At 63.6% G+C, this 24,598-nt stretch carries 21 protein-coding genes and 1 pseudogene; 9 read left to right on the forward strand and 13 right to left on the reverse strand.

Going from position 1 to position 24,598, the window contains the following annotated elements; genetic code table 11:
* From glcF to V8359_RS16930, 3 genes are read right to left on the reverse strand one after another with little or no spacing between them, the layout of a single operon-like run.
* Window positions 1-1,284: a glycolate oxidase subunit GlcF gene (gene glcF / locus V8359_RS16920; protein WP_336430269.1), complete on the reverse strand. Its 1,284-nt coding sequence runs from the start codon at window positions 1,282-1,284 to the stop codon at window positions 1-3.
* A 3-nt stretch (window positions 1,285-1,287) separates the two neighbouring features.
* Complete coding sequence (locus V8359_RS16925; RefSeq protein WP_336430270.1) at window positions 1,288-2,412, reverse strand: FAD-binding protein; 1,125 nt, start codon at window positions 2,410-2,412, stop codon at window positions 1,288-1,290.
* Window positions 2,413-2,457: 45 nt separating this feature from the next.
* Window positions 2,458-3,897 carry an FAD-linked oxidase C-terminal domain-containing protein gene (locus tag V8359_RS16930; RefSeq protein WP_336430271.1) on the reverse strand — a complete coding sequence of 480 codons (1,440 nt, stop codon included), beginning with the start codon at window positions 3,895-3,897 and terminating at the stop codon, window positions 2,458-2,460.
* 79 nt (window positions 3,898-3,976) lie between these two features.
* On the opposite strand from V8359_RS16930, the gene V8359_RS16935 reads away from it, so the two are divergent.
* Both V8359_RS16935 and V8359_RS16940 read left to right on the forward strand, forming a co-directional pair.
* Window positions 3,977-4,675, forward strand: coding sequence for a DUF599 domain-containing protein (locus tag V8359_RS16935; RefSeq protein WP_336430272.1), 699 nt, complete (start codon window positions 3,977-3,979; stop codon window positions 4,673-4,675).
* Window positions 4,672-5,082 carry a hypothetical protein gene (locus V8359_RS16940; RefSeq protein ID WP_336430273.1) on the forward strand — a complete coding sequence of 137 codons (411 nt, stop codon included), beginning with the start codon at window positions 4,672-4,674 and terminating at the stop codon, window positions 5,080-5,082. The genes V8359_RS16935 and V8359_RS16940 overlap by 4 nt, the downstream gene beginning before the upstream one ends.
* A gap of 63 nt (window positions 5,083-5,145) precedes the next feature.
* Here V8359_RS16940 and V8359_RS16945 read toward each other — a convergent pair whose 3' ends face one another.
* The 4 genes from V8359_RS16945 to V8359_RS16960 are packed head-to-tail and all read right to left on the reverse strand — an operon-like array spanning window position 5,146 to window position 11,844.
* The gene (locus V8359_RS16945) at window positions 5,146-7,194 is read right to left on the reverse strand and encodes a hypothetical protein (RefSeq protein ID WP_336430275.1); all 2,049 of its coding nucleotides are present in this window, start codon (window positions 7,192-7,194) and stop codon (window positions 5,146-5,148) included.
* Window positions 7,191-9,953: a DUF4159 domain-containing protein gene (locus V8359_RS16950; protein ID WP_336430276.1), complete on the reverse strand. Its 2,763-nt coding sequence runs from the start codon at window positions 9,951-9,953 to the stop codon at window positions 7,191-7,193. The genes V8359_RS16945 and V8359_RS16950 overlap by 4 nt, the downstream gene beginning before the upstream one ends.
* The gene (locus V8359_RS16955; protein WP_336430277.1) at window positions 9,950-10,840 is read right to left on the reverse strand and encodes a DUF58 domain-containing protein; all 891 of its coding nucleotides are present in this window, start codon (window positions 10,838-10,840) and stop codon (window positions 9,950-9,952) included. Before V8359_RS16955 ends, V8359_RS16950 begins: the two co-directional genes overlap by 4 nt.
* Window positions 10,837-11,844: an AAA family ATPase gene (locus V8359_RS16960; RefSeq protein ID WP_336430278.1), complete on the reverse strand. Its 1,008-nt coding sequence runs from the start codon at window positions 11,842-11,844 to the stop codon at window positions 10,837-10,839. The genes V8359_RS16955 and V8359_RS16960 overlap by 4 nt, the downstream gene beginning before the upstream one ends.
* A 69-nt stretch (window positions 11,845-11,913) precedes the next feature.
* Between V8359_RS16960 and V8359_RS16965 the strand changes: the two genes are divergently transcribed.
* Window positions 11,914-12,492, forward strand: coding sequence for a DUF1285 domain-containing protein (locus V8359_RS16965; protein ID WP_336430279.1), 579 nt, complete (start codon window positions 11,914-11,916; stop codon window positions 12,490-12,492).
* Window positions 12,489-13,367: pseudogene (locus V8359_RS16970) on the forward strand (hydroxypyruvate isomerase family protein). The gene V8359_RS16965 and the pseudogene V8359_RS16970 overlap by 4 nt, the downstream one beginning before the upstream one ends.
* A gap of 46 nt (window positions 13,368-13,413) precedes the next feature.
* On the opposite strand, the gene polA reads toward V8359_RS16970, so the two are convergent.
* A complete protein-coding gene (gene polA / locus V8359_RS16975; RefSeq protein WP_336430280.1) occupies window positions 13,414-16,215 on the reverse strand; it encodes a DNA polymerase I in 2,802 nt (933 codons plus the stop codon).
* 154 nt (window positions 16,216-16,369) lie between these two features.
* A complete protein-coding gene (locus V8359_RS16980; RefSeq protein ID WP_336430281.1) occupies window positions 16,370-16,549 on the reverse strand; it encodes a zinc-finger domain-containing protein in 180 nt (59 codons plus the stop codon).
* Between the two features lie 73 nt (window positions 16,550-16,622).
* Between V8359_RS16980 and V8359_RS16985 the strand changes: the two genes are divergently transcribed.
* On the forward strand, window positions 16,623-17,576 hold the full coding sequence (locus V8359_RS16985) for an ABC transporter ATP-binding protein (protein WP_336430282.1): 954 nt from the start codon (window positions 16,623-16,625) through the stop codon (window positions 17,574-17,576).
* A 144-nt stretch (window positions 17,577-17,720) separates the two neighbouring features.
* On the opposite strand, the gene V8359_RS16990 is transcribed toward V8359_RS16985, so the two are convergent.
* Both V8359_RS16990 and V8359_RS16995 read right to left on the reverse strand, forming a co-directional pair.
* Window positions 17,721-18,104, reverse strand: a complete 384-nt coding sequence (locus V8359_RS16990) for an HIT domain-containing protein (protein WP_336430283.1) — start codon at window positions 18,102-18,104, stop codon at window positions 17,721-17,723.
* 8 nt (window positions 18,105-18,112) lie between these two features.
* Complete coding sequence (locus tag V8359_RS16995; RefSeq protein WP_336430284.1) at window positions 18,113-19,690, reverse strand: DUF5928 domain-containing protein; 1,578 nt, start codon at window positions 19,688-19,690, stop codon at window positions 18,113-18,115.
* 147 nt (window positions 19,691-19,837) lie between these two features.
* On the opposite strand from V8359_RS16995, the gene V8359_RS17000 reads away from it, so the two are divergent.
* The gene (locus tag V8359_RS17000) at window positions 19,838-20,656 is read left to right on the forward strand and encodes a sulfotransferase family protein (protein ID WP_336430285.1); all 819 of its coding nucleotides are present in this window, start codon (window positions 19,838-19,840) and stop codon (window positions 20,654-20,656) included.
* Between the two features lie 6 nt (window positions 20,657-20,662).
* Here V8359_RS17000 and V8359_RS17005 read toward each other — a convergent pair whose 3' ends face one another.
* Window positions 20,663-21,880, reverse strand: coding sequence for an MFS transporter (locus tag V8359_RS17005; RefSeq protein WP_336430286.1), 1,218 nt, complete (start codon window positions 21,878-21,880; stop codon window positions 20,663-20,665).
* Between the two features lie 161 nt (window positions 21,881-22,041).
* On the opposite strand from V8359_RS17005, the gene V8359_RS17010 reads away from it, so the two are divergent.
* The 3 genes from V8359_RS17010 to V8359_RS17020 are packed head-to-tail and all read left to right on the forward strand — an operon-like array spanning window position 22,042 to window position 24,061.
* Window positions 22,042-22,770, forward strand: a complete 729-nt coding sequence (locus tag V8359_RS17010; protein ID WP_336430287.1) for a precorrin-6A/cobalt-precorrin-6A reductase — start codon at window positions 22,042-22,044, stop codon at window positions 22,768-22,770.
* Window positions 22,767-23,396: a DNA-3-methyladenine glycosylase family protein gene (locus V8359_RS17015; RefSeq protein ID WP_336430288.1), complete on the forward strand. Its 630-nt coding sequence runs from the start codon at window positions 22,767-22,769 to the stop codon at window positions 23,394-23,396. Before V8359_RS17010 ends, V8359_RS17015 begins: the two co-directional genes overlap by 4 nt.
* Complete coding sequence (locus V8359_RS17020; protein WP_336430289.1) at window positions 23,393-24,061, forward strand: alpha/beta hydrolase; 669 nt, start codon at window positions 23,393-23,395, stop codon at window positions 24,059-24,061. The genes V8359_RS17015 and V8359_RS17020 overlap by 4 nt, the downstream gene beginning before the upstream one ends.
* On the opposite strand, the gene dtd is transcribed toward V8359_RS17020, so the two are convergent.
* Window positions 24,052-24,501 carry a D-aminoacyl-tRNA deacylase gene (dtd, locus tag V8359_RS17025; protein WP_336430290.1) on the reverse strand — a complete coding sequence of 150 codons (450 nt, stop codon included), beginning with the start codon at window positions 24,499-24,501 and terminating at the stop codon, window positions 24,052-24,054. The two genes, V8359_RS17020 and dtd, sit on opposite strands and share 10 nt — an antisense overlap.
* Window positions 24,502-24,598: the final 97 nt, after the last annotated feature.

Genomic DNA, 24,598 nt, shown 5'->3' on the forward strand with positions numbered 1-24,598 from the left:
TCACCCCATCGCCGGGGGTTTCGGTCCGCCGGTGGCCCAGTCGAGCAATTCGACCGTATGCACCATGGGGATATCGGTGGCGCGCCCGATCTGCATCATGCAGCCTATGTTCCCGGCGGCAATAATGTCTGGCTCCTTGGCTTCGAGTGTGCGCAGTTTGCGATCCCTCAATTGGGCGGAAATCTCGGGCTGCATGAGATTATAGGTGCCCGCCGAGCCGCAGCAGAGATGCGCATCGGCGGGTTCGACCACGCGGAACCCGGCGCGCTTTAGCAGGTCTTTGGGAAAGGTCTTGATCTGTTGCCCGTGCTGGAGTGAGCAGGCCGCGTGGTAGGCGACGGTGGTTCCCTTGTCCGGCCCCTGCGGCAGATCGAGCGTCATCAAAAGCTCGCTCACATCCATCGCGAGATCGGAGACGCGCGCGGCCTCGGTGGCGAGCGGATCATTGCGGAACATATGGCCGTAATCCTTGACCGTGGTGCCACAGCCGCTGGTGTTGATCGCGATGGCATCAAGGCCATCGCCGTCCATCTCGTGTGCCCATGCGCGGACATTCCTGGCCGCTGTGGCGTGGCTTTCGCCGGTCTTGCCCATATGGTGGGTGAGCGCGCCGCAGCAGCCCGCGCCCTCGGCCACCACGACCTCACAGCCCAGCCTTGTGAGCAGGCGAATGGTGGCGTCATTAATATCGGTGTTCAGCGCCTTTTGCGCACAGCCGGTCATCAGCGCCACGCGTTTCTTGCGCGCGCCTTGCGCCTGAAAGCTTTGCGGATCGTCATTTCGGCTCACAGGTGGCACCTGTTTCGGAGCCATTTCAAGCATGGCGCGCAGGCGTGCATCAGGCATCAGCCGGGCGAAAGGACGGCCTATCTTGGCGCCCAGAAGTGCGATTCGAAAGCGCATCGGATAGGGCAGGATTCGCGCCAGAACCCAGCGCAGGGCGCGGTCGGACAACGGTCTTTTGTAATTGTTTTCAATGTATTCGCGCGCGTGATCGACAAGGTGCATATAATGCACGCCCGACGGGCAGGTTGTCATGCAGGCAAGGCAGGACAGGCAGCGGTCGATATGTGTGACGGTCTTTTCGTCCGGCACACGTTCGTTTTCCAACATGTCCTTGATCAGGTAGATGCGGCCCCGCGGGCTATCGAGTTCGTCGCCAAGCACCTGATAGGTCGGGCAGGTCGCAGTGCAGAAGCCGCAATGCACGCAACTTCGCAGGATATCATTGGCGCGTTTCGTGCCGGGATCGCGAAGCTGGTCGGGGGTGAAATGCGTCTGCATGATCTATCCCATCAGGCCGGGGTTGAGGATGCCGCGGGGGTCGAAACGGTGCCGCAACCCCGCCTGAAGCGCCGCAACAGCCGGGGCGGCGGGGTGGAACCTGTTACCGGTAGCAGTGCGCCGGACAAAGGTGACGTGCCCGTTCGCTCCGGCAAGGGCGCGGCGGACCCTGTCGGCATCGGTGCCTTCGGGCACGCAGAGCCAGATCAGGCCGCCGCCCCAGTCATAGACCGCCTCGGCCCCCTCAAAGGCGGCCACGATGGCGGGGGCATCGGTGGGCTTGACCGACAGGCGCCAAATATCGCCCGCGCGGTCATGGAACGGGGCCACATCGCGAACATCGCGCCAGCAGTCCCGTGTGCGCCCGGGATCGCGTTCGATGGTGAAGGGGCCGAATTCGGCAAGGTTGCGGCACAGGGCGTCGCTTCGGTAGGCTGTTGACGCCTCACTGCCCTCAAGCCGGATCATCGTGACCGGCGCGCCGTCAAGGCCGCGTTGCAGATGTGCGGCGCCCGTCACCTCGTAGGGGGAGCCGAGCGCGCGGCAGAGCGCGGTGATCGCGGTCTCGTCATCCAGACCCTCGCGCAGGAGGACGGCTGTGGCGGGTTTGCGCGGCAAGACCTTGAGCGCGACTTCGGTCAGAACGCCAAGGGTGCCAAAGCTGCCCGCCATGAGCTTGGTCAGGTCATAACCGGTGACGTTTTTCATGACACGCCCGCCGTTCTTGACGAGGGTGCCGGACCCGTCGACAAAGCGCACACCCAGAAGGCTGTCGCGGCAAGCGCCGACCGAGGACACGCGGCGCGGCCCCGAGACATTCGCGGCCACGACGCCGCCGATCGTGGGTGTGCCGGAGGTGCCCAAGAGGCCGCGGTGGTCCATCGGCTCGAAGGCGAGCATCTGGCCCTCGGCGTCGAGAGCCGCCTCGATTTCGGCCACGGGCGTGCCCGCCTGCGCCACGAGCGTGAGCGCGCCGGGTTCATACAAAGTGACGCCCGACAGCGCGGAGGTTGACAGGGTTTCGCCGTCACTCGCCCGGGTCATTCGCGTGCCGCCCCCCGTGATGCGGAGCGGCCCGTCAGCTTCGCGGATGAGGCGGGCCAGTTCGTCTTCGCTCTTGGGGGTCATGGCGTTCAACGTTCCAAAACTACTCAAAATCCAACGGCGCTGCCGTCACTCGGCGGCGATACGGCGTGCTGCGCTGTCGCCCAGAGGAAAGACCTTGGCCGGATTCAAGAGCCATCCGGGATCGAACACGTCTTTCACCGCCATCTGTGCCTCAAGGTCGGCGGGATCATATTGGTGGCGCATGAGGTCGCGTTTTTCGATGCCGACGCCGTGTTCGCCGGTGAGGCAGCCGCCGACCTCGACGCAGAGCTTCAGGATTTCGGCGCCCATGGCCTCGCATTTCTCAAGGTCGCCGGGTTCGTTGGCGTCAAAGAGGATGAGGGGGTGCATGTTGCCGTCGCCTGCGTGAAAGACATTGGCGACGCCGAGGCCGAACTCGGTGCTCATCTCTCCGATACGTTTGAGAACATGGGGAAGCTGGCTCACCGGGATGGTGCCATCGAGGCACATGTAGTCGTTGATCTGACCCATCGCGCCGAAGGCCGATTTGCGCCCGAGCCAGATGCGCGCGCTTTCTTCGGCTGAACGGCTTTCGCGCAACTCGACGGGGTTGTGACGACGGGCGATCTCGATGATCGTGGCAAGCTGCTCGTCGATTTCGGCCTCGCTGCCTTCGACTTCGACGATGAGCAGCGCCTCGCAATCAGGGTAGCCTGCCTTGGCGAACGCTTCGCAGGCGCGGATGCAGGGGCGGTCCATGAATTCGATCGCGACGGGGAGAACGCCCGCGCGAATGATGTCACTGACACAGGCGCCCGCAACCTCGTTGCTGTCGAACGCCATGAGCACGGGGCGTGCGCCCTCGGGCTTGGGAAGGATGCGGAGCGTTGCTTCGGTGACGATGCCGAGCTGACCTTCGGAGCCGCAGATCAGCCCGAGCAGGTCGAGCCCGCCGGCATCCATATGTGCGCCGCCGAGATGGGTGATGGTGCCATCCATCAAGACCATGGTGACGCCCAGAAGATTGTTGGTGGTCACGCCGTATTTGAGGCAGTGCGCCCCGCCCGAATTCATCGCGATGTTGCCAGCGATGGCGCAGGCCAGTTGCGAGCTTGGATCGGGGGCATAGAAAAAGCCGTCCTCTTCGACCGCGCCGGTAACGGAAAGGTTGGTGCGCCCCGCCTGCACGCGGATGAAGCGGTTCGGATAATCGGTTTCCAGAACCTCGTTCATCCGGGCGATGCCGAGTATCACGCAATCGGCGGTGGGCAGCGCGCCCCCGGCCAGCGACGTGCCCGCGCCGCGCGGCACCACGGGCACACCGAGATCGTGACAGATGGTCAGGATCTTTGAGACCTCATGTGTGGTGGCGGGCAGGACAACGGCCATCGGCGGACAGGCATAGGCGGTCAGCGCGTCGCATTCATAGGCGCGTGTCTCGACCTCGTCGGAAATGACCGCCGCGTCGGGCAGCGCCGCGTGCAGCCGCTCAAGCAGTTCGGGCTTGCGTGCGAGGATGGTGGCGTCGGGGGGTGGCATATCCATGGCGGCGCTCCTATTGGTAAGAAACTATAACCAATTCGACTGTCTGGCAAGTGATCGTCCGGCAGGATAGGATCACAGGATGGATTTTCTTGACCGTATGAGCCTCTTTTCGAGTTGGGACTATGCTGCCGTCGCGCTTTTGTTGTTGGGCTGGCAGATCACCGGTTTCATGGTCGAGAGACCGCCTGCGCGCCGGCCATCGGTGTCGATCCTGATGGCGAATTATCGCCGACGATGGATGGAGCAAATGGTGGCGCGCGATCCGCGTATTTTCGATGCTCAGACGCTTGCCATGCTGAGGCAGGGCACGGCGTTCTTCGCCTCGGCGACGATGATCGCGCTGGGCGGCGGATTGGCCCTTCTGGGGAACACCGAAACCCTGATCGGGTTGGCCAGCGATCTGACAATCGAGCGTGATCCGGCCATCGTGTGGGAGATCAAAATCCTGTTGCTGCTGGCGTTTCTTGCCAACGCATTTTTCAAATTTGTCTGGTCGAACCGGCTTTTCGGGTATTGCGCCGTGGTGGTCGCGGCGGTGCCGAACGACCCGTCCGACCCCGAGGCACTGCCACGGGCGCGGCAGGCGGCGGAGATCAACATCACCGCCGCGCGCAGCTTTAACCGCGGCTTGCGGGCGATCTATTTCGCGATGGCGGCCGGGGCATGGCTTCTTGGGTCCTGGGCGCTGATCATCGGGGTGTGCATCACCTGCTTCATCGTGGTGCGGCGAGAGTTCGCCTCCCAGTCGCGGCGCATCCTGCTTGAGGGGGTCGTGTGACGCGGCCGGTTGTGACAGGGGGCCGCAATCCCGGTATGCTTGGCGGCATGAGACGAATCGCACCATGTATGATCGCGATGATCTGGGCCTCCGCGGCGCTGGCCGAGGGGCCGGTGGTCGAGGCTGTGGAGACCGAACGGCTTGGCATGACGTGGCGGTTTCACGTCACGCTGAGCCACCCCGATAGCGGCTGGGATCATTATGCCGACGGTTGGGAGATTGTGGATGCCGAGGGCAACCGCCTCGGGCACCGCGAATTGCTGCATCCGCATGAGCAGGAACAGCCATTTACCCGGTCGTTGAGCAATGTGATGCTGCCTGACGGGGCGCGTGTTGTCTTCGTGCGCGCGCGATGTTCGCGCGACGGCTGGAGCGACCGGTTGGTGCCGGCCGAGATGCCGCTCTGATGCCATCACGCTTGGGACGCCTCCGGCGGGGATATTTTTCGCAAGAAGAAAAGCGGGTCTGCGTTACCTGCGGCCTTCGCGCAGCCAGCCGAGCAGGGTGAAGGCGGCAAAGAGCGCGAGCACAAGCCATGGCGGCAAAAGCGCGGTCTGTGTCACGGAAAGTGTTTCATAGGCGTCGCGCGGGGTGATCCCGAGCCAGCCACGCCCGGCGGCGGGCCGATCGGCGCGCACGTCGCGCAAGCGTGGGAGCCCGTCCGAGAGCCTTTTGATCCCGCCGTTGGTGTCCGCGATCACCGGCGCGAGCGCCTCGCCCGAGGCGATGGTCTTTTCGAATTCGACGGGTGCTGCCGGGCCGAGCCCGATCACGGCCGTCTGATCGCCATTGGCCAGCCGGTAGAGGCCCAGCTCGGGGCCCTCATAGGTGGTCTCAAAGCGGCCCGGCGAGGTTTCAGTCAGCGATAGCTCGACGGTCTCGCCGCTGGGAGTGGTGATGGTCACGGGGGGCACGGTTTCATCGAGCGAGCGGCGGATGATGCGCATGGTCTGGCCCGTGGCGGTGGCCCAGAGCGCCTCTTCCTCAAGCTCGGGTTCCTTCATCATCCAATGGGCAAGGCGGCGCAACAGTTCAAGCTGTGGGCCGCCTCCTTCATAGCCGCGGTTCCAAAGCCAGGCGTGATCGGAGGCCATGAGCGCGATCCGCCCTTGCTCGACGCGGTCAAGCACGAGAAGCGGGCGATCTTGCGCGCCGGACATGACCACGTCGCCGGTGGCGTCCGTGATCTCGATCTGGCGCAGCCATTGGCCCCAGGCCCCGTCATGTTCATCTTCAAGGCCCGCCGTAACGGGGTGACGTTCGCCAAGGTCGGTAACGGTCGGGCGGTAGCCCTGACTGACGACGCGCGCGGTGGGCCGTGCCGGCACAATGGCATCGAGAGGCGAGCGGTAAAGACTGTCGGCCGAGGCGAAATCGGGGCCTGCGGCAATCAGCACCGCGCCGCCCTGTTCGACATAGTTGCGCACGTTTTCGAGGTAGATCGCGGGCAGGATGCCGCGCCGCTTGTAACGGTCGAAGATGATCAGGTCGAAATCCTCGATCTTTTCGAGGAAAAGCTCGCGGGTGGGGAAGGCGATGAGGGAGAGTTCGCGCACCGGCACGCCGTCCTGTTTTTCGGGTGGGCGCAGGATCGTGAAGTGAACAAGGTCCACGGAACTGTCGGATTTCAGAAGGTTGCGCCATGTGCGGCCACCCGGATGTGGCGCCCCCGAAACGAGAAGCACCGAAAGCCGGTCGCGCACACCGTTGATCTGAACCAGCGCGCTGTTGTTGCGGTCGGTCAGTTCGCCCGGCACCTCGGGAGTGGAGAATTGCAGCACGTTGCGCCCGCCATGCGGAAGCCGCAGGGGCAGGTCGATGTCACGGCCCATCTCGATCATGAACCGCTGTGGCTCTTCTCCGTCGATGGCGATGTCGATGGGCACCGAGCCCGTGGGTGTGGGCGCCGCGCCAACATCCTCGATACGCAACGTCAACGTGACCTCTTCGCCAAGGATGGCAAAGGCGGGCGCGTTGCGCACGATCAGGCGGCGATCCCAGTCGTCTTCCTCACCGGTGAGAAGCAGGTGCGTGGGCGCGGGCAGCTTGGGCGCGCGATCAAGGTCGTGCAGCCGCCCGTCCGACAGCATGAAGATACCCGCGACGCGGCCTTGCGGTTCACGCGCCAGCGCCTCGGCAAGGGCTGTCATCGCTTGGGTGCCGGTGTTGTCGGCGCCATCGGGGACGGTTATGCGCCGCACTTCGGTTCCATCACGGGCCGAGAGCCGGGCGGCCAGCGCATCGGCCGCGGTCGCGGTCTGTCCGGCGCGCTGTCCGAGCGATTGGCTCGCGCTTTGGTCCTCGACGACGAGGACGATATCGGAGAGCGGCGCGCGCTCTTCCTGTTGGAACACCGGACCGGCCAGCGCCGCGATCACGATAAGCGCCGCGAGACCGCGCCACGCCCAGCCCGAAAGCCCGCGCCAAAGCCCCAGTGCGACCCCCGCAAGGGCCATGCCCGCCAGCGCGGCGACAAGCCAGAGTGGCAGGAGCGGATCGAAGACGAGTGTGCCGGTCATTGGCCCAACCTATCGAGAAGGGCAGGCACATGCACCTGATCGGATTTGTAGTTGCCGGTCAGGACATGCATCACGAGATTGACGCCGAAGCGGTAGGCGAGTTCGCGCTGCCGTTCACCGGCAAAGCCGCGCCCGACGGGCAGCATCGGGTTGCCCACGCCATTCACCGCCCAAGCCGCCGCCCAGTCATTGCCGCCGATCACCACCGGGGTGACGCCGTCATTGAGGTTGCGGAAGGGCATCCCCTCGATCCGTTCGGCATCGGGGGGTGCGGCCTCGACCCAGACGGGGCGGCCCATGTGACGCCCCGGAAAATCCTGAAGCAGGTAGAAAGTGCGGGTGAGCACATGATCATCCGGCACCGGCTCCAGCGGCGGAATATCAAGCGGTGCAGCCAGCCGTTGCAGCCATGCGCCATTGCGGGAGGACGCGCCGAAACCCGCGATATCCGCATCGCGCGTGTCAAAAAGGATCATGCCACCGGTGCGCAAGTAGGTGTTGAGCCGGGCATAGGCCTCGTCGGAGGGGATGGGCTGTTCCGGGGTCACGGGCCAATAGAGCAGCGGGTAGAAAGCCAACTCGTCGGTTTCCAAATTCACGCCGACGGGATCGTCCGGTTCGACCGAGGTGCGGAAGAAAAGCGTTTGGCTCAGACCCTGAAGTCCGGCTTGGGCGATCTCGTCAAGCTGTGCGTTGCCGGTCAGGACATGGGCAAGGGCAAGCTCTTCGGGGATCGGCTGATCCTGCGCGGCGGCGGGGGCCGGAGCCATGAGCGGAAGAGTGAGGGCCAGCAAGGCGAACGCGGCCCCGGTGCGTGTGGCGCGGGCGGGCGCAAGGCGGCCCGACAACGCGAGCGACGCGATGATATCGGCCATCAATAGCCCGAGTGCCGCCGCGAGCAGCCAGCCGCCCAGCGGCGCTTCGGCACCGCGCGACAATCCTTCGACTGACGTGCCTTGGGGCCAGCGCACAGGCGCCAGCGCATGGTCGGGATCGTGGATGTTGCGCGCAACACGGCGGTCGGGGCCTTCGTAGAGGCCGGGCCGCAGATCAGGGCCAAGCGGCGCGGTCAGAAGCCGCGCGCCAGTGACACCCGGAAGCGTGTCGCCGGATTCGGGCCGGCCCGTTGCCGTGAGCACCGTGATCGGCTGCCAGGACGCGTCAGCGAGGTCGGGGGGGAGCGCGTCGCCTGTGCCGGAGGTGATCGAGAGCCGTTCGAGCATCTGCACGAACAGGCCTGAAAGCGGCAGTGTTGACCATTCGGCGTTGGCGGTGACGTGAAACAGAACGACCTGACCCGCGCCGACCCGCTTGCGGGTGACAAGGGGCGTTCCGTCGGTCAGCCCGGCGATGACGCGCTCGGCAAGGATCGGATCGGGCTGGGCCATAACCTGAGAGCTGACCCTGACATCATCCGGTATATCGAGGCCCTGAAATGGGCTGTTTTCGGGGAACGGGGCCAGTTTTTTGGGTTCGCCCCAACTCATGGCGCCGCCGACGGTGCGGCCGCCGGAGCGCAGGCGCACGGGCATCAGAGGTGCCTCGGCATCGCGCGACACGTCCGATGCGGCAAGGCGCGGCCCGGCAAAGCGAAGGAGCGTTCCGCCCGCTTCGGTCCATGCCAGAAGATCGGCGTTTTCCTGTGCCGAAAGCGTGCCTACATCGGCCAGCACGATCACGCCGGGATTGGCCGGAAGGATTTCCAACAGCGTGCCGGACAGCAGGTCCGAGGTAGGCTCAAGCGCGCGTTCGAGGTAGTGCAACGGTGACAACAGCTCGAGCCCTTCGCGGTCGGCGCGTCCGGCAATGAGCGCGACCTCGCGGCGCGACAGCCTGTCATCGGTGAGGGCGACGGCGCCGGCGTGGCCCTGACCCGCAATCTCGAACCGGGTGAGGCGCGCGCGCATTTCGGACGGCAAGGACAGGGCGCCGGTGGCCTCGGTCTCGCCTTGGGCGAAGGTCAGAGGCAAGGTGGCCAAGGCGCGGGGCGAGCCGGAGGGATCGGTGCCGTGGGTCGTGACCGTAACGGTCTGCTCGGCCCCTGCGGCAAGGCGCGTGGCGGTCAGGGAAAGGGCGGCGTTCTCGATCACCGGCGGCGCGAGAGTGATGAGCGGCCGCGCACCTTCGTGGATGGTGACCGGCCCGCGTTCGGCGAGCGCGGTGAGAAGCGTCTGGCGCCCCGCACGCCCAAGCCCATCAGAGAACCAGCGGGTTTCGAAGTTTGTGTCGGGCAGCGCGGCGATGAGCTGGTCGGTCATTTCGGGTGTCGGTGTCCACGGATGAGGAGAAAGCCCCGAGAGCCGACTGCGCCATGTCTCGGCGGCCTGAAAGACCACGTCGTCGGGGGCGGTCAGGCGCAGGAGGGCGGTCGGGCGCCCGTTGCGCCCGGCCTCGGCCAGCATCGTGTCAAGCAGCGCGCGGGTCGCGGGCCAGTCGCGGGCGCTGGCCCAGCTGGCATCGGTGATAATGAGCAGCGGGCCGGTGCGTGTCGCCTCGGCCTCGGCGCGGGGATTGAGCACCGGACCGGCCAGACCGACGATCACCCCCGCCACCGCGAGCATCCGAAGAAGCAGGAGCCACCATGGCGTGCGGTCTGTGACGCTATCGTCATCGCGCAGCCCAAGGAGCAGGGCCACACCGGGGAACCGGCGCCGGATGGGCGCGGGCGGCACGGCGCGCAACAGAATCCACAGGATCGGCAGAGCCGCGAGCGCCAGCAGAAGCCATGGCGCGGTGAAGGCGATGGGGCCCAGCGTCATCGGCCCGTTTCCCGCCCCGTCGCGCCACCCATTGCACCATGCACCCAAAGCAGCGCGGATTGCGCCGAGCTATCGGTGTGGTGGCAATGAAAGCGCCAGCCGGTCGTCGCGCAGAGCGCCGCAAGCTCGGTCTTGCGGGTGGCCAGCCGATCGAGATAGCGATCACGCAGTTCGTTCGCCTTGAGCGTTTCATGGGCCATCGTGCCGCCGATGCTTTCAAAGATGGTGCGGCCACGGTAGGGGAAACTTTCTTCGGCGGGATCGAGCACTTGCAGGAGGCATCCGCGCACGCCCCGGTCGGCTGCGGATGTGAGTGCCGAGCTTATGCCGCCGATCTCTCCAAGGAAATCCGACACAAAGAGCGCGTGGCCCTGCGCCTTGAGGCCCGAGAGGTCAGGTGTGCCATATTCGGCCGCGTCCTCGGTCATGAGGGCGCTGGCAAGACGGGCGATCTGTGCTGCGCCGCGCCGGGGCGGCAGGCCGTGCCCGGTAAGACCCACACGTTCGCCGCCGCGATTGAGCAAGATTGCCGCGGCCAGCGCCAGAAGCCGGGCACGATCCGCCTTTTGTGGCTGTGAATCCGAGGAGCTAAAGCGCATCGACGCCGCCTGATCGACCCAGATCATCACGCTTTGGGCGATTTGCCATTCATGCTGTCGCACGAATTCGGCGTCTGACCGGGCCGAGCGCCGCCAGTCGATGTGCCGCCGCGAATCGCCGGGCTGTACCGGGCGGTATTGCCAGAAATCATCGCCCTGCCCCGCGCGCCGCCGACCATGCTCGCCCATAAGCACCGTGCCCGCCAGATGATCCGCCCGCGCAAGCAGGGCGGGCAGGCGGGCGGCCTCGGTTTCGGACCGGGTTCGGAGGGTGGCGGCGTGGGTCACGCTGCGGCCTCGGACCGGGTGATCGCCTCGGTTTTGTCGGTGATGAGCTGTGCAAGACTGTCACCTTGCGCGCGCGCGGCAAAAGTCAGCGCCATGCGATGCGTCAGAACCGGGTGCGCCATGGCCGCGACATCCGTCACGTCAGGCGCGAACCGCCCTTGAATGAGCGCGCGCGCCCGCACCGTGAGCATGAGCGCTTGTGCCGCACGCGGCCCCGGCCCCCAAGCCACGGTCGCGCGCACCGCGTCCGAGGCGCTGGGATCCTCGGGGCGGAAGGCGCGCACGAGATCGAGAATGGCCTCCATGACCGCTTCGCCGACCGGCATGCGCCGGAGAAGCGCCTGGGCGGCAATGAGGTCGTCGGGCGAGAAGACCTGATGCGCGGCCTCTTCGCTGGCGCCGGTGGTGGCGAGGAGAATCGCGCGCTCGGTCTCGCGGTCGGGGTGTGGCACGTCGATCTGCACGAGAAACCGGTCGAGCTGTGCCTCGGGCAGGGGATAGGTGCCCTCCTGCTCGATCGGGTTTTGCGTGGCAAGCACATGGAAGGGCGGCGAAAGCGTGCGGTCCTGACCCGCGACCGTCACCTGCCGTTCTTGCATCGCCTGAAGCAGCGCGGACTGGGTGCGCGGGCTGGCGCGGTTGATTTCGTCGGCCATGAGGAGCTGACAGAAGATCGGCCCTTCGATGAATTTGAAGGCTCGCGATCCGTCCACCCCGGTCTCGAGCACTTCGGAGCCGAGGATGTCGGCGGGCATCAGGTCGGGCGTGAACTGCACGCGATTGGTGTTGAGGCCCATCACGGTTCCGAGCGTGTCCACAAGCCGGGTCTTGCCCAGCCCCGGAAGCCCAATCAGCAGCCCGTGACCGCCCCCAAGAAGCGCCGAAAGCGCAAGGTCCACCACGCGGTCCTGCCCGATGAAACGGCGGGTGATGGAGGCGCGCGCATTGGCGAGCCTGGCCTCGAGTTTTTCGATCCCGGCTACCAGTTCGGTGTCGTCGCTCATGGCAAATCCCCTGTCTGCACTATATCCTCGGATGTAACAGTAAAGCCTGACACGGAAATGGCAAAAGCAATGAGCAAAGAACCGATCACGACGCCGTCAACCGAAGGTCTGGCCGAAGCCGCGCGCGCAGCACGGGGCAAGGGTATTCCGCCCGTGGAGGATTGGAATCCGGACCTGAGCGGTGACATGGATATGCGGATCGCGCGGGACGGCACATGGTATCACGAGGGCACCGTTATCGAGCGTGCGGGTCTGATCAAGGTGTTTTCGAGCATCCTCAAGCGGGAAGGCGACGAATTCTTCCTTGTCACACCGGTTGAGAAATGGCGCATCACCGTGGATGACGCGCCCTTTGTGGCGGTGGATGTGGATGCCGAGGGCGAAGGGCAGGCGCAGGCGCTTATTTTTGAGACGAATGTAGGTGACAGTGTGGTTGCCGGGCCCGATCATCCGATTCGCGTGACGCGCGACAGCGAGACCGGAGAGCCGTCGCCCTATGTTCTGGTTCGGCGCAATCTCGAAGCGTTGATCGACCGCAAGAGCTTCTATCGCCTTGTCGAGATGGGAGTGCATCACGAAGGCTGGTTCGGCGTTTGGTCGCAGTCGCGTTTCTTTGGTATGATCCCGTCCGAGGATTTGCCGGGATGAGCGCCCCGCGCTTGCGCTTCGGGGCCAATATCTCGCTCCTGTTTCAGGACTATGAGAGCATTGACCGGATCGCGGCGGCGCGCGCGGCCGGGTTCGACGCGGTAGAGATGCTGTTCCCTTATGAGCTGAATGTGCAAGAACTGTGCGATGCGATGCGCGCCGCCGCGATGCCGATGGTCCTGATCAATACGCCTGCGGGTGATTGGGAGGCGGGCGAGCGCGGATTTGCTGCCGTTCCGGGCGCGCAAGACCGGTTTCGCGAGGGGTTTCGCGAGGCCCTGACCTGGGCCCGCGCACTGGAGGTTGAATTCGTGCATGTGATGGCCGGTCTGGCCGAGGGGCCGGTGGCGCGGGAGACGTTCGTGGAAAACCTGCGCTGGGCGGTGAGTGTTGCCGGGGCGCAGCGACTGACCATTGAGCCGATCAATCCATGGGATATGCCGGGCTACTTCCTGAGTGATTTCGACATGGCGCGCCGCGTTCTGGACGAGGTCGGGGCGTTGACCCTTGGGCTTCAGTTCGACGCCTAAAGCGTTTCGCCTTTAACCTGAGACATCAGCAAAAGGCAAAACGCGTGCGACGTATGGATGTTGCGCTGCGTTTCGCGAAAATCTGTGATTCAGGTTTTTCGCGAAACGCTTTATCACGCGCATCGAATGACCGCTGATGTCATCGGCACGTGGAAGAAGGTTTGCGACCGGGTGGTGCATGTGCAGGTCGCAGGCGCGGAGGGCCGGCACGAACCCCAAGGCGGGGCCATTGATTACCCTGCCTTCTTCGCCCGTCTCGCGCGGGACCGGTATCCCGGCATCGTGAGCGGAGAATATCACCCGCGCGCCCGCACCGAAGACGGGCTTGGCTGGCGGGCGCGATAGCATCCGTGCCCGTTGAGGGACATGGCTGGCGGGTGGTGCCGTGCGATCAGTGCGCTTCGGCCCAATTGGCCCCTTGCCCGGCGTCGACGGTGAGCGGCACGTCAAGCTTGACCAAAGGCTGTGCCGCGCCTTCCATCACGTCGCGCGCGGCGGTGATCACATCGTCGACAGCGCTCTCTTCGACCTCGAACAGAAGTTCGTCATGCACCTGCAACAGCATTTTGCAGGGCAAGTCGTGAATGGCATCGGGGATGCGGATCATGGCGCGGCGAATAATGTCGGCGGCGCTTCCCTGAATCGGTGCGTTGATCGCGGCGCGGCGGGCAAAGCCGGCGCGCGGTCCCTTGGCCGATATTTCGGGGGTATGGATCTTGCGGCCGAACAGGGTCTGGACAAAGCCGTGCTCCTTGGCGAAGGCGACGGTTTCGTCCATGTAGCCCTTGATGCCGGGAAAACGCTCGAAATAGCGGTCGATGAACGCCTGAGCGTCTGAGCGGGGTATGCGCAGGTTCCGCGCAAGGCCAAAGCCCGAGATGCCATAGATCACCCCGAAGTTGATCGCCTTGGCCCGGCGGCGGATTTCGGGGGTCATGTCGTCCATCTCGACGTCGAACATCTCGCTTGCTGTCATGGCGTGAATGTCCTGACCGTCGCGGAACGCCTGTTTGAGCGCGTCGATCCCGGCCACATGCGCAAGGATGCGCAGCTCGATCTGGGAGTAGTCGAGCGAGACAAGCTTGTGGCCCTCCGGCGCGACGAAAGCCTCGCGGATGCGGCGGCCTTCCTCGGTGCGCACGGGGATATTTTGCAGGTTGGGATCGGTCGAGGCCAGCCGCCCGGTTGAGGCCCCGGTTTGAAGATAAGAGGTGTGCACCCGGCCCGTGTCAGGGTCGATGTGATCCTGAAGCGCGTCGGTATAGGTCGATTTCAACTTGCTCAGTTGACGCCAGTCGAGCACCCGCGCGGGCAGCTCATGCAGTGTCGCAAGATCCTCGAGCACGTCGGCGCCGGTGGCATAGGCGCCTGTCTTGCCGCGCTTACCCCCCTCGAGTGCCATTTCGTCAAAGAGGATCTCGCCCAGTTGCTTGGGGCTGCCTACGTTGAAGCTCCGGCCCGCCAATTCGTGGATTTCCGCCTCGAGTGCGGCCATCTTCTGAGCGAATTTGGCGGACATGCGGCTTAGCGTGTTGCGATCCACCATGATCCCGTGCCGTTCCATCCGCGCCAGCACCGGCACCAGCGGCCGCTCGAGCGTTTCATAAACGGCGGTGACATGTTCCACATGCAGGCGCGGCTTGAAAAGATGCCACAGGCGCAGAGTGATATCGGCGTCTTCGGCGGCATATTTTACCGCTTCGTCGACCTTGACCTTGTCGAACGTGATCGCTGATTTTCCCGATCCCAGCAACGTCTTGATCGGGATGGGCGTATTCGCGAGATAGCGTTCCGACAGGGTGTCCATCCCGTGGTTATGCACCCCGGAATTGAGCGCGTAGGACATCAGCATCGTATCATCGATCGGCGCAACGGTGATATCGTGGGCTGCAAAAATCTTGGCGTCGTATTTCATGTTCTGCCCGATCTTGAGGATGCTGGCATCTTCAAGAAGGGGTTTGAGCGCGGTCAGCACCTCGTCGCGCAAAAGCTGTCCTTCGGCCAGCGCGTCCGAGCCGAAAAGATCGTCCGACGCCCCGTCGCGGTGAGTCAGCGGGATGTAGCAGGCGGTTCCGGGCACAGTGGCAAGCGAGATACCGACAAGCTCGGCCTGCATTTCATTGAGCGAGGTGGTTTCGGTGTCGATGGCGACATGGCCTTGAGCATTGATCTGATCGATCCACGCCCGAAGCGCGTCCATGTCCGAAATCCGTTCATAGGCGTCCGGATCCATCGCGGGCCAGTCCGGCGCGGCCTCTTCGTTGGGCTCGACCGATGGTTCGGGAATGACGGGCGCCTCGGTGCCGAGTGCCTCCGCGATCCGTTTCGAGAGCGTGCGAAACTCCATCTCGGCCAGAAACCCGAGGAGTGTCTCGGGATCAGGGTCGCGCACCTCGAGATCATCGAGGCTGAAGTCGAGGGGGGTGTTGCAATCAAGCTGAACAAGCCGTTTCGACAATTCGATCTGTTCGCGCTTTTCGATGAGCGTTTCGCGGCGTTTGGGCTGCTTGATCTCTTCGGCGCGGTTCAGAAGCTCTTCGAGCGAGCCGAACTCATTGATCAAAAGCGCCGCCGTCTTGATCCCGATGCCGGGCGCGCCGGGCACGTTATCCACACTGTCGCCAGCCAGCGCCTGCACGTCGACCACGCGGTCCGGGCCGACACCGAATTTCTCTTCGACGCCTTCGGCATCGATGCGGCGGTTTTTCATCGCATCCAGCATTTCGACACCGCCGCCGACAAGCTGCATCAAATCCTTGTCGGAGCTGATGATCGTCACCCGACCACCCAAATCGCGCGCCTTGCACGAGAGCGTCGCGATGATGTCATCGGCCTCATAGCCCTCGATCTCCTCGCAGGCGATGTTGAAGGCGCGGGTGGCGTCGCGGGTGAGTGGAATCTGCGGGCGCAGATCCTCTGGCATCGCCTCGCGATTGGCCTTGTAGGCGTCATAGAGATCATTGCGAAACGTATGGCTGCCCTTGTCAAAGATCACCGCCACATGGGTTGGCGCGTCATGGCCGTTGTTTCCCTCGACATAGCGTTGCAGCATGTTGCAAAAGCCCGCGACCGCCCCGATCGGGAGACCGTCGGATTTCCGCGAGAGCGGCGGCAGCGCGTGATAGGCGCGGAAGATGAAGGCCGAGCCGTCAATGAGATGCAGGTGATGACCCTTGCCGAATTGCGTGCTCATGGCGGGGATTCTCCTTCAGGCGGTCAACTGCCGCGCAGGTATCTCACGCCGCTGGCCGGGCTTCCAGTGTTTCTTCTTGCGAAAAATATCCCGGGGGTCCGGGGGCTGGCCCCCGGCAGTGCGGGGTCGTGCGCTCCGACGGCCGGGGCCGCAATCACACTTTGCCTTCGAAATCCCGGTGTATCAGCTTGGCATCGCAATAAGGGCATTCGACCCAGCCTTGCTCGCGCGGGATTTGCAGCCACACGCGCGGGTGGCCCAAGGCCCCCTCACCGCCGTCGCAGGCGACGCGATAGCTGTCTACGACTTTTGTTTCCGGCGCGGCTGTGACCATCGGGCATTTCCTTTTGGCAGTGTATCACGTATCCGCGAATATGGGCGATCGGGCAGACAGGAGCAAGAGGGCTATGACAGGCAACGCCATAGAAATCCGCAACTTGCGCAAGATCTATGGGCGCGAGGGCAAGTCGCCGGTGACCGAGGCGCTCAAGGGCATTGACCTTGATATCCCACAAGGGTCGGTCTTTGGTCTTCTGGGGCCCAACGGGGCGGGCAAGTCGACGCTGATCAACATTCTGGCCGGGCTCGTGGTCAAGACCGCCGGGCAGGTCAATATCTGGGGCTTCGATCAGGACGCGAACCCACGTCAGAGCCGGGCGGCGATCGGGGTCATGCCGCAGGAATTGAACCTTGATCCGTTCTTTGCGCCGCGTGCCGCGCTGGAGGTTCAGGCGGGTCTTTACGGCGTGCCGCGCCGGGAGCGGCGCAGCGACGAAATTCTGGCGCTTGTGGGGCTTGAGGACAAGGCGAATGCCTATGCACGGACGCTGTCGGGCGGGATGCGGCGCAGGTTGCTGCTGGCCAAGGCGCTGGTGCATCATCCGCATATTCTTGTCCTTGATGAGCCGACCGCGGGTGTGGATATCGAACTTCGGCAGATGTTGTGGCAGAATGTGCGCAGGCTCAACCGTGAGGGGATGACGATCATCCTGACCACACATTACCTCGAAGAGGCCGAGGAGATGTGCGACGAGATCGCGATCATCAACCATGGCGCGCTCGTGGCGCGGGACAGCACGGCGAACCTGCTGGGCCGGCTCGACAGCAAGACGATGATCGTGACGCCCGACACCCCGCCAGAGCGCCTGCCGGAGGCCCCGGGCCTTGCCGTCGAGATGCGCGCGGACGGGACATTGATGATCAATTACAACCTGACGCAGACGCCGGCTGGAGCCGTGCTTGATGCGGTGCGGAATGCGGGCATCACGATCCGTGACGTGCGCACCCGCGAGGCCGATCTCGAGGAGGTGTTCCTGTCGCTGACGCGGGCGAGGACCGACCCGGTGGAGGGGGCCGGGTGAGCCATACACCTGCCGCCCCGTGAAATTGCAGAGCGGTTTCGACAGAAAGAAAAATTCGGGTGAATTTTTCTGGCCTTCGGCGAGAGTATTTGAAGAAAGATGAATGTTGTGGCGCCCGCCGGGGTCGGCGTGGGCGCCGCCGTTTCAGCCCTGCCGCGAGATCATCGGGCCCATGCCACGCCCGCCCATGATGTGCAGGTGATAGTGTGGCACTTCCTGCACGCCGTGATCACCGGCATTGGCGATGGCGCGATATCCTTCGCCGCCAGAGCCGGGGGCGACGCCCGTCATGCGGCAGACATCCGCCACGGAGCGGGTGAAATCCACGATCTCGGCCTCGGTCGCGAGCGAGGCGAAGTGATCGTAGCAGACATAAGGCCCCTTGGGGATGATCAGCACGTGAACGGGCGCCTTGGGGTCGATATCGTTGAAGGCCAGCGTATGCTCGGTCTCGAGTCGGGTTTCATTTGGAATTTCGCCGCGCAGTATCTTGGCGAAAATGTTCTGGTCGTCATACTCATAGCCCATGGCAGCCCTCAATCGGCAAAAAGATAATCGGTGCGCGCTATTTCAATGGCCTTGTCGGAGGGAATGTCAAGGAAGCGGCCGATCTTGGCGGCGTTCTCCTCGGGGGTGTCGGATTCGCGCATGGTGAAATGGTTCTCGAACCCCGCGTCCCTGATCCGGTCGCTTTCAAAGGTCATGTCCGAGCGGATCGTCGGCAAGAGCCGCTCCAGCGTTTCGGGTGGAGTTTGCTCCCCGGCAAGGCCCACGCGCATGGCGTGGCCGATCAGGTATTCATCGGTGAAAACGCACTGAACCTCGAGCAGGCGCGTGACCGAGCGGTCGCCGCTGAAGTCCTGGATCAGATCAAGGCTCGACGGGTCCATGCAGACGATCAACTGATCGGTTTCATAATAGTCGAAAAGCATCCGCATCAGGGCGCGGCGATGGCGGTGCCGTTTTTCCATGGTGGATTGAATGCCGCCGAGATCGGGCAGGGGGGTGCCCTCTTCGTTGAAGAGATATTCGATGGCGGGCATGTTGGTGACTTGCCTGATCCGGTCAAGAAGCCGTTTGGCCACGTGCCATTTCTTGCAGATCACGATCATCAGTTCGCGTTCGCGGCCGAGTGTGCTTTCGGTTTCCCAGAAGCGCATGGCAAAGCGGCGTCCGATGCGGCCGCGCCCGGTGAGAAACTTGAAAAGCGACCGGCCTTCGTTGGATATCTGAAAGGTGGCGGTGTCGTCGGAGTAAAGCGCGCCGAGCCGTTGCTTGAGGGTCACGGCCTCGGGGCTGATCTTGCGCGCAAAAAGAAAATCCTGACTGAGCAGAAGGTCGTACTGGTCGTTGTAGAAGGTTTGCGGCATCCCGTAATCGGTGAACATCAGAAAGGTGAGTGTCCGTGCCCTGATTTCGCTGTTGGGCACGAGATGGCGCACGAGGGTCTGAAAAAAGGTTTCGTCGGGAATCCACGTGGTGCGGAAAAACCGCATGACATCCCGGCGTTGGCGGGTGAGGTCGAGGATCCATTCGATCGTGCGGCGGCGCAGGCACCACCACTGGCTCCCGATCTGGACCTGTATGTCCTTGGGGATGGGCCGGGAGAGGCGCAGGCGGCGTTGCAGGTTCATCGAGGCATAAAAGAGCCATTTGCGATTACGTTCGTTGAACCAATGGCGATAGATCAGCCGCTCTTCCTTGATGCCGGTCTTGATCCAGTCGCTGTCGAAGAAATCGAAGCTTTCGATATAGTCCACATCTTCGGCGTCGAGAAATTCATGGGCATAGCGCGCCGATTTGATCGCGGCGCAATCGCCGGAAAGCATGTAGAAATGCGTGGCCCGTGGAAACGCCTCGACCGCGGCCTCGATCGCATAAAGCGTGGCCTGCACGAGCGACCATTCCCCCCAGCCGCACTTGACCCGTTTGCGCGCGAAGGTCACGTTGGGATTGTCGGCCAGCGCCTTGCGGATTTGCGCGAACGCCTCGGGTTTGGCCCGGGCATCGAAATGAATCGCGATGCAATCGCCCGCAGCGGTCAGCATCTCGGCCTGTCCGATAATGGCCTCGGGGTCCTTGTGACACAAAAGGATATAAGCGATTTTTGCCATTCAGGAAACAGACTAGCCCTTGTTTGTGGGATTGTTTACATTGATAGTGCTGAATAAGCGTTGAATAAACAGGCTTTATTAGGTTTTTTTGGTTCAGAACAGCGCGGCAAGCCCGAATGGGCCACGCATGAGGTTGGAGACAGTGGCATGGGGTTTCCCGGAACATGGATGACGGAAAGCGAAAGCCTGGTGTATCGGGTGGTCCCGAAATGCGCATGCTCGACCATTGGTCAGATCATGTATTATTCGGATCATGGTGAGTTTTTCGACGGTGATATTCATGATGCCAAGGGTGGTTTGCACAAATGGGCGCTTGATGAAAGTCAGCCCCTGATCACGCAGAACGTGACCTCGCATGCCTCGTATGCCTTTACCTGTGTGCGCAATCCCTACACCCGCATCCTGAGCTCGTTTTTTGACAAGATTTGCGGCATTCAGCGCAACGGGAAACGCTATCGCGGCAAGCTGGTGCCGCTTCTGACCCAGAAATATGGCATCGAAGTGGGGGGCGAGGACGGTAAACAGGAGTTCGATCAGGTCAAGAGCTTTCGCCGTTTCCTGCTGTTCGCCCGCGACACGATTCGCTGGCGCCGCCCGATGGAGCCCGACATCCACTGGTCCGCGCAGGCGGGCCATGTCTCGACCTTCATCGTGAACGGCGGAACCTACGACAAGATTTTCTGGACCGAGCAGTTCAATGACGGGATGGCCGATGTGCTCAAGACGGTCAAGACGCCCGAGACGGTGGACCTCAAGGCGATTCCGCGTTTCAACGAGAGCGAAGGGCACGGCCCCAAGCGCGCGCATCCGGTCGAAGATTATTTCGACGACCTGTCGATGCATCTTGTCTATGAGATATACAAGCGCGATTTCGAGCTTTTCAAATACGATGTCGCGGACCCGTCGAACAAGATGCCGATCAGTGAGATCGACCTTGACGAGGTGCATGCCAAGCTGGGCGAATGAGGCCCGTCAGGCGTCTTTCGGGCGCATCACCAGCCAGATAAGCGCGCCGCCAGCGAGGGCGAGGAACGGCGCCATGGCAAGGTTCACCGACGCCCAGCCTGCCTGAGCGGTGCCGCCGGAGCAGTTCATCAGCCCGCCCGAGGCGAGCGAGGCCACGGTCACGCCGCCAAAAACCAGTAGATCGTTGAGGCCCTGCATGCGTCCGCGCTCATGCGGTTCGTGCGCCCCGGCGAGCATGGTCGTCGCACCGATGAAGCCGAAGTTCCAGCCGATGCCCAGAAGCACGAGCGCGATGAAGAAATTCGAGATATCCACGCCCTGAAGCGCCACGGCGCCGGCAGCGGCAAGGATCACGAGGCCGGTGCCGACGATCTTTTCGACCCCGAAACGCGCGATCAGGTGGCCGGTAAAGAACGACGGTGCGAACATCGCGAGCACATGGCCTGTGACGATGTCGGCGGCGTCGCCCTCGGTAAACCCGCAGCCGACGACGGCAAGGGGTGTCGAGGTCATCACAAGGTTCATCAGCGCGTAGGAGACCATGGCGCAGATCACCGCCACGGCGATGCGCGGTGTCGTGATCAACTCCCAGCGGGAGCGCCCGCGAGGTGCGTCTTCGGACGGGATCGGGGGTTTGGGAATGTCGAGAAAGAGAAACAGGAACGAGCCCAGAATATTGATCGCGATCACCGCGAAATAGGTACCGAGAAAGGGGATCACCATTGCCTGACTGGTGACCTTGACAAGCTGTGGGCCGATGATCGCGCTCGCCAAGCCGCCGGCGAGAACGTAGGAAATTGCCTTGGGGCGGAAATCATCGCTGGCGGTATCGGTGGCGGCGAAGCGGTAAAACCCCTGTGTGGACATGTAGATACCGGTGATCAGGCTCCCCAGTAGAAAGAGCGGGAAGGACGCCAGATACAGCCCGTAGGCCGACACGCCAGCGCCCATGGCCCCCGCCATCGCCCCAAGGACAAAGCCCGCGCGTCGCCCGAACCGTTGCATGAACCACGCCAGCGGGCTTGCCGTGAGCATCGAGCCCAGAACGATGAGCGAGATCGGGAGCGTGGCAAAACAGACGTTGCTGGCCAGCGATTGACCGGCCAGACCGCCGACGACGAACACCATCGCCATCTGCGCCCCCAGAATGGCCTGTGCCAACACCAGAATCGTCACGTTTCGGCGCGTGCGGGTGTCGACTGGGAGGAGGGCGGTGTCGGTCATGTGCGCACTGCTACGCCCGTTTCGGGAGGCCCGCAAGAGTGTCCGGGGAAAACGGCGTTGGCGGTCCGCGACGGCCGCCCTATAGTCCGGTCCGAGATGACTGGACACATCATGACATACCAGCGCGGAGAGGGTGCTTGCCCCCGGCATCGGAGCGGGTCATGACCCTGCTTTTGCTTGGTGGTGCGGGCGAGACGTGGCCTCTGGCCCGTGCCTTGGCGGCGCAAGGACGGGACTGTATTCTGTCGTTGGCGCGCGACGATGCGCGGGCGTCTGATGCGGGCCTGCCTGTCAGGGTCGGCGGGTTCGGTGGCGCAGCGGGGTTTCGTGATTTCGTGGCGGCCCGGGGGATTACCGGGGTGTTGGATGTGACGCATCCGTTCGCGGCACGGATCACCGGGCGCACCGTGCGGCTTTGTCATGAGTTGGGGGTGCCCTATTGCCGGGTTGAGCGGCCACCTTGGACCGCCGAACCGGGCGATCTTTGGACCTTGCTTGACCGTGAAGAGGACGCCGCGGACCATATCACGCCCGGCGCGACGGTGTTTCTTGCCACCGGGCGGGACGCGCTCGCGCGGTTCGAAGGGCTTCGGTCCTGCCGGGTGATCTGTCGTGTGCTGGCGCCGACGGATGAGACATTTCCCTTTGCGAACGGAGAGTTCCTTCCCGGCAGAGCGCCCTTTACCGTGGCGCAGGAGCGGGCGCTTTTCCGCAGGCTTGGCGTGGATTGGCTCATCGTGCGGAATGCGGGGGGCGAGGGGCCGCGCGCGAAGCTGATTGCGGCGCGTGAGGAAGGCATACGGGTGGCGATGCTATCGCGGCCAGAACGGCCCGGCGGATATTATGTGCAGAACATCGAGGCGGCGCTGGATTGGGTGGCGAGCCTATGAGCGAGGCGATCATCGTGACGCCCGCCGATGTCGAGAAGGGGGCTGAGGCCTTGGCCGGCATCTGCCCGCGCATGGCCGAGGCGCGCGCCTTGGTGGGACCCTTGCCGCTCAGACGCAAGCCCGAGGGGTTTTCCCAACTGCTGAGCGCGATTGTGAGTCAACAGGTCTCGGTCGCGTCGGCGTCGGCGATCTGGGCGCGGATGGAGGCCGCCAGTCTGACCACGCCCGATGCGGTCATGCAGGCCGATGACGAGACGCTTCGTGCGATTGGGCTAAGCCGGCAGAAGATGACTTATTCCAAGGCATTGGCCGCCGCCGAGATCGACTTTGACAGCCTGGGCGAGATGCCGTCGGAGACGGTGATCGCGCGCCTCGTCGAGGTGCCCGGGGTCGGGCCGTGGACCGCCGAAATCTATGCGATGTTCAGCCTTGGTCGGGCCGATGTGTTCGCCCATGGTGACCTTGCGTTGCAGGAAGCGGCGCGGATGCTTTATGACCTGCCCGAGCGGCCAAAGGAACGGCAGATGCGCGACATGGCACAGGCGTGGCGACCGTGGAGATCGGTTGCGGCGCGCATCCTGTGGGCCTACTACAGGCTTGAAAAACAAAGGGAAGGGATCAGATGACGCGGGTATTGGAAGCGGGGCGCAGAGAGCCTCAGTCGGGGACCACGCGCTCGGTCGTTGTGTTTCTGCATGGCTATGGCGCGAATGGCGCGGACCTTTTGGGGCTGGCCGATGTGTTGGGCGAGCATATGCCGGATACGCTTTTCGTGGCGCCGGATGCGCCCGAGACGATCCCGATGATGCCCACCGGCTATCAATGGTTTCCGATCCCGTGGATCGACGGCTCGAGCGAGGAGGAGGCCGAACGCGGGCTGATGGCCGCGTCGGATGACCTGAACGCTTTTCTTGACGCGCTGATGGTCGACGAGGATGTGCTACCCGAGCAGGTGCTTTTGTTCGGGTTCAGTCAAGGCACCATGATGGCGTTGCAGGTGGCGCCGCGTCGTGAGGATGATGTCGCTGGAATCGTTGCATTTTCCGGGCGCTTGTTGCGGCCTGACCTGCTGAAGGACGAGGTGGTCGTGCGACCGCCGATCCTTTTGGTGCATGGCGATCAGGACGACGTGGTGCCGCCGCAATCCCTGCCCGAGGCGGCGGAGACGTTGCAAGGGGCCGGATGGAAGGATGTCTATGCGCATGTCATGAAAGGCACCGCGCACGGGATCGCGCCGGATGGTCTTCAGGTTGCGCTGGCGTTCATGCGAACGCGGCTTGGCTACGACTGATCGGTGTCGAGCCAGATCGTGACCGGACCGTCATTGGTGAGCGTGACGGCCATGTCGGCGCCGAATTCACCGGTTTGCGCGGGCACGCCAAGGTCATAGAGGCAATCGGTGAAATATTCGTAAAGGCGCCGCCCTTCGTCGGGCGGGGCGGCGGCGGAGAAGCCGGGCCGGTTGCCGCTGCGCGTATCGGCGGCGAGCGTGAACTGGCTGACGACGAGAGCCGAAGGCGTGTCCGCATCAAGGATCGAGCGGTTCATGCGGCCAGACTCATCCTTTAAAATCCGTAGCTTGGAGATTTTCGTAGCGAGCTTGCGCGCCTCGTGTTCGGTGTCGTTCTGCATGGCACAGACGAGGATGAGCAGGCCGGGACCGGTTTCACCGACGATATCGTTTCCGACGGTAACCCGGGCGTCGGTGACCCGTTGAATGAGGGCGCGCATGGGTAAGGACCAAAGGTTAACGGTCTGAACACAACGTCGGTATCACGTCGGTATCGCGTCCGCATCATGTATGTGAACTGTGAGTCGGGCGATGCGT

Origin of the sequence: Roseovarius sp. E0-M6 (assembly GCF_037083845.1) — a bacterium.
GTDB lineage: Bacteria > Pseudomonadota > Alphaproteobacteria > Rhodobacterales > Rhodobacteraceae > Roseovarius.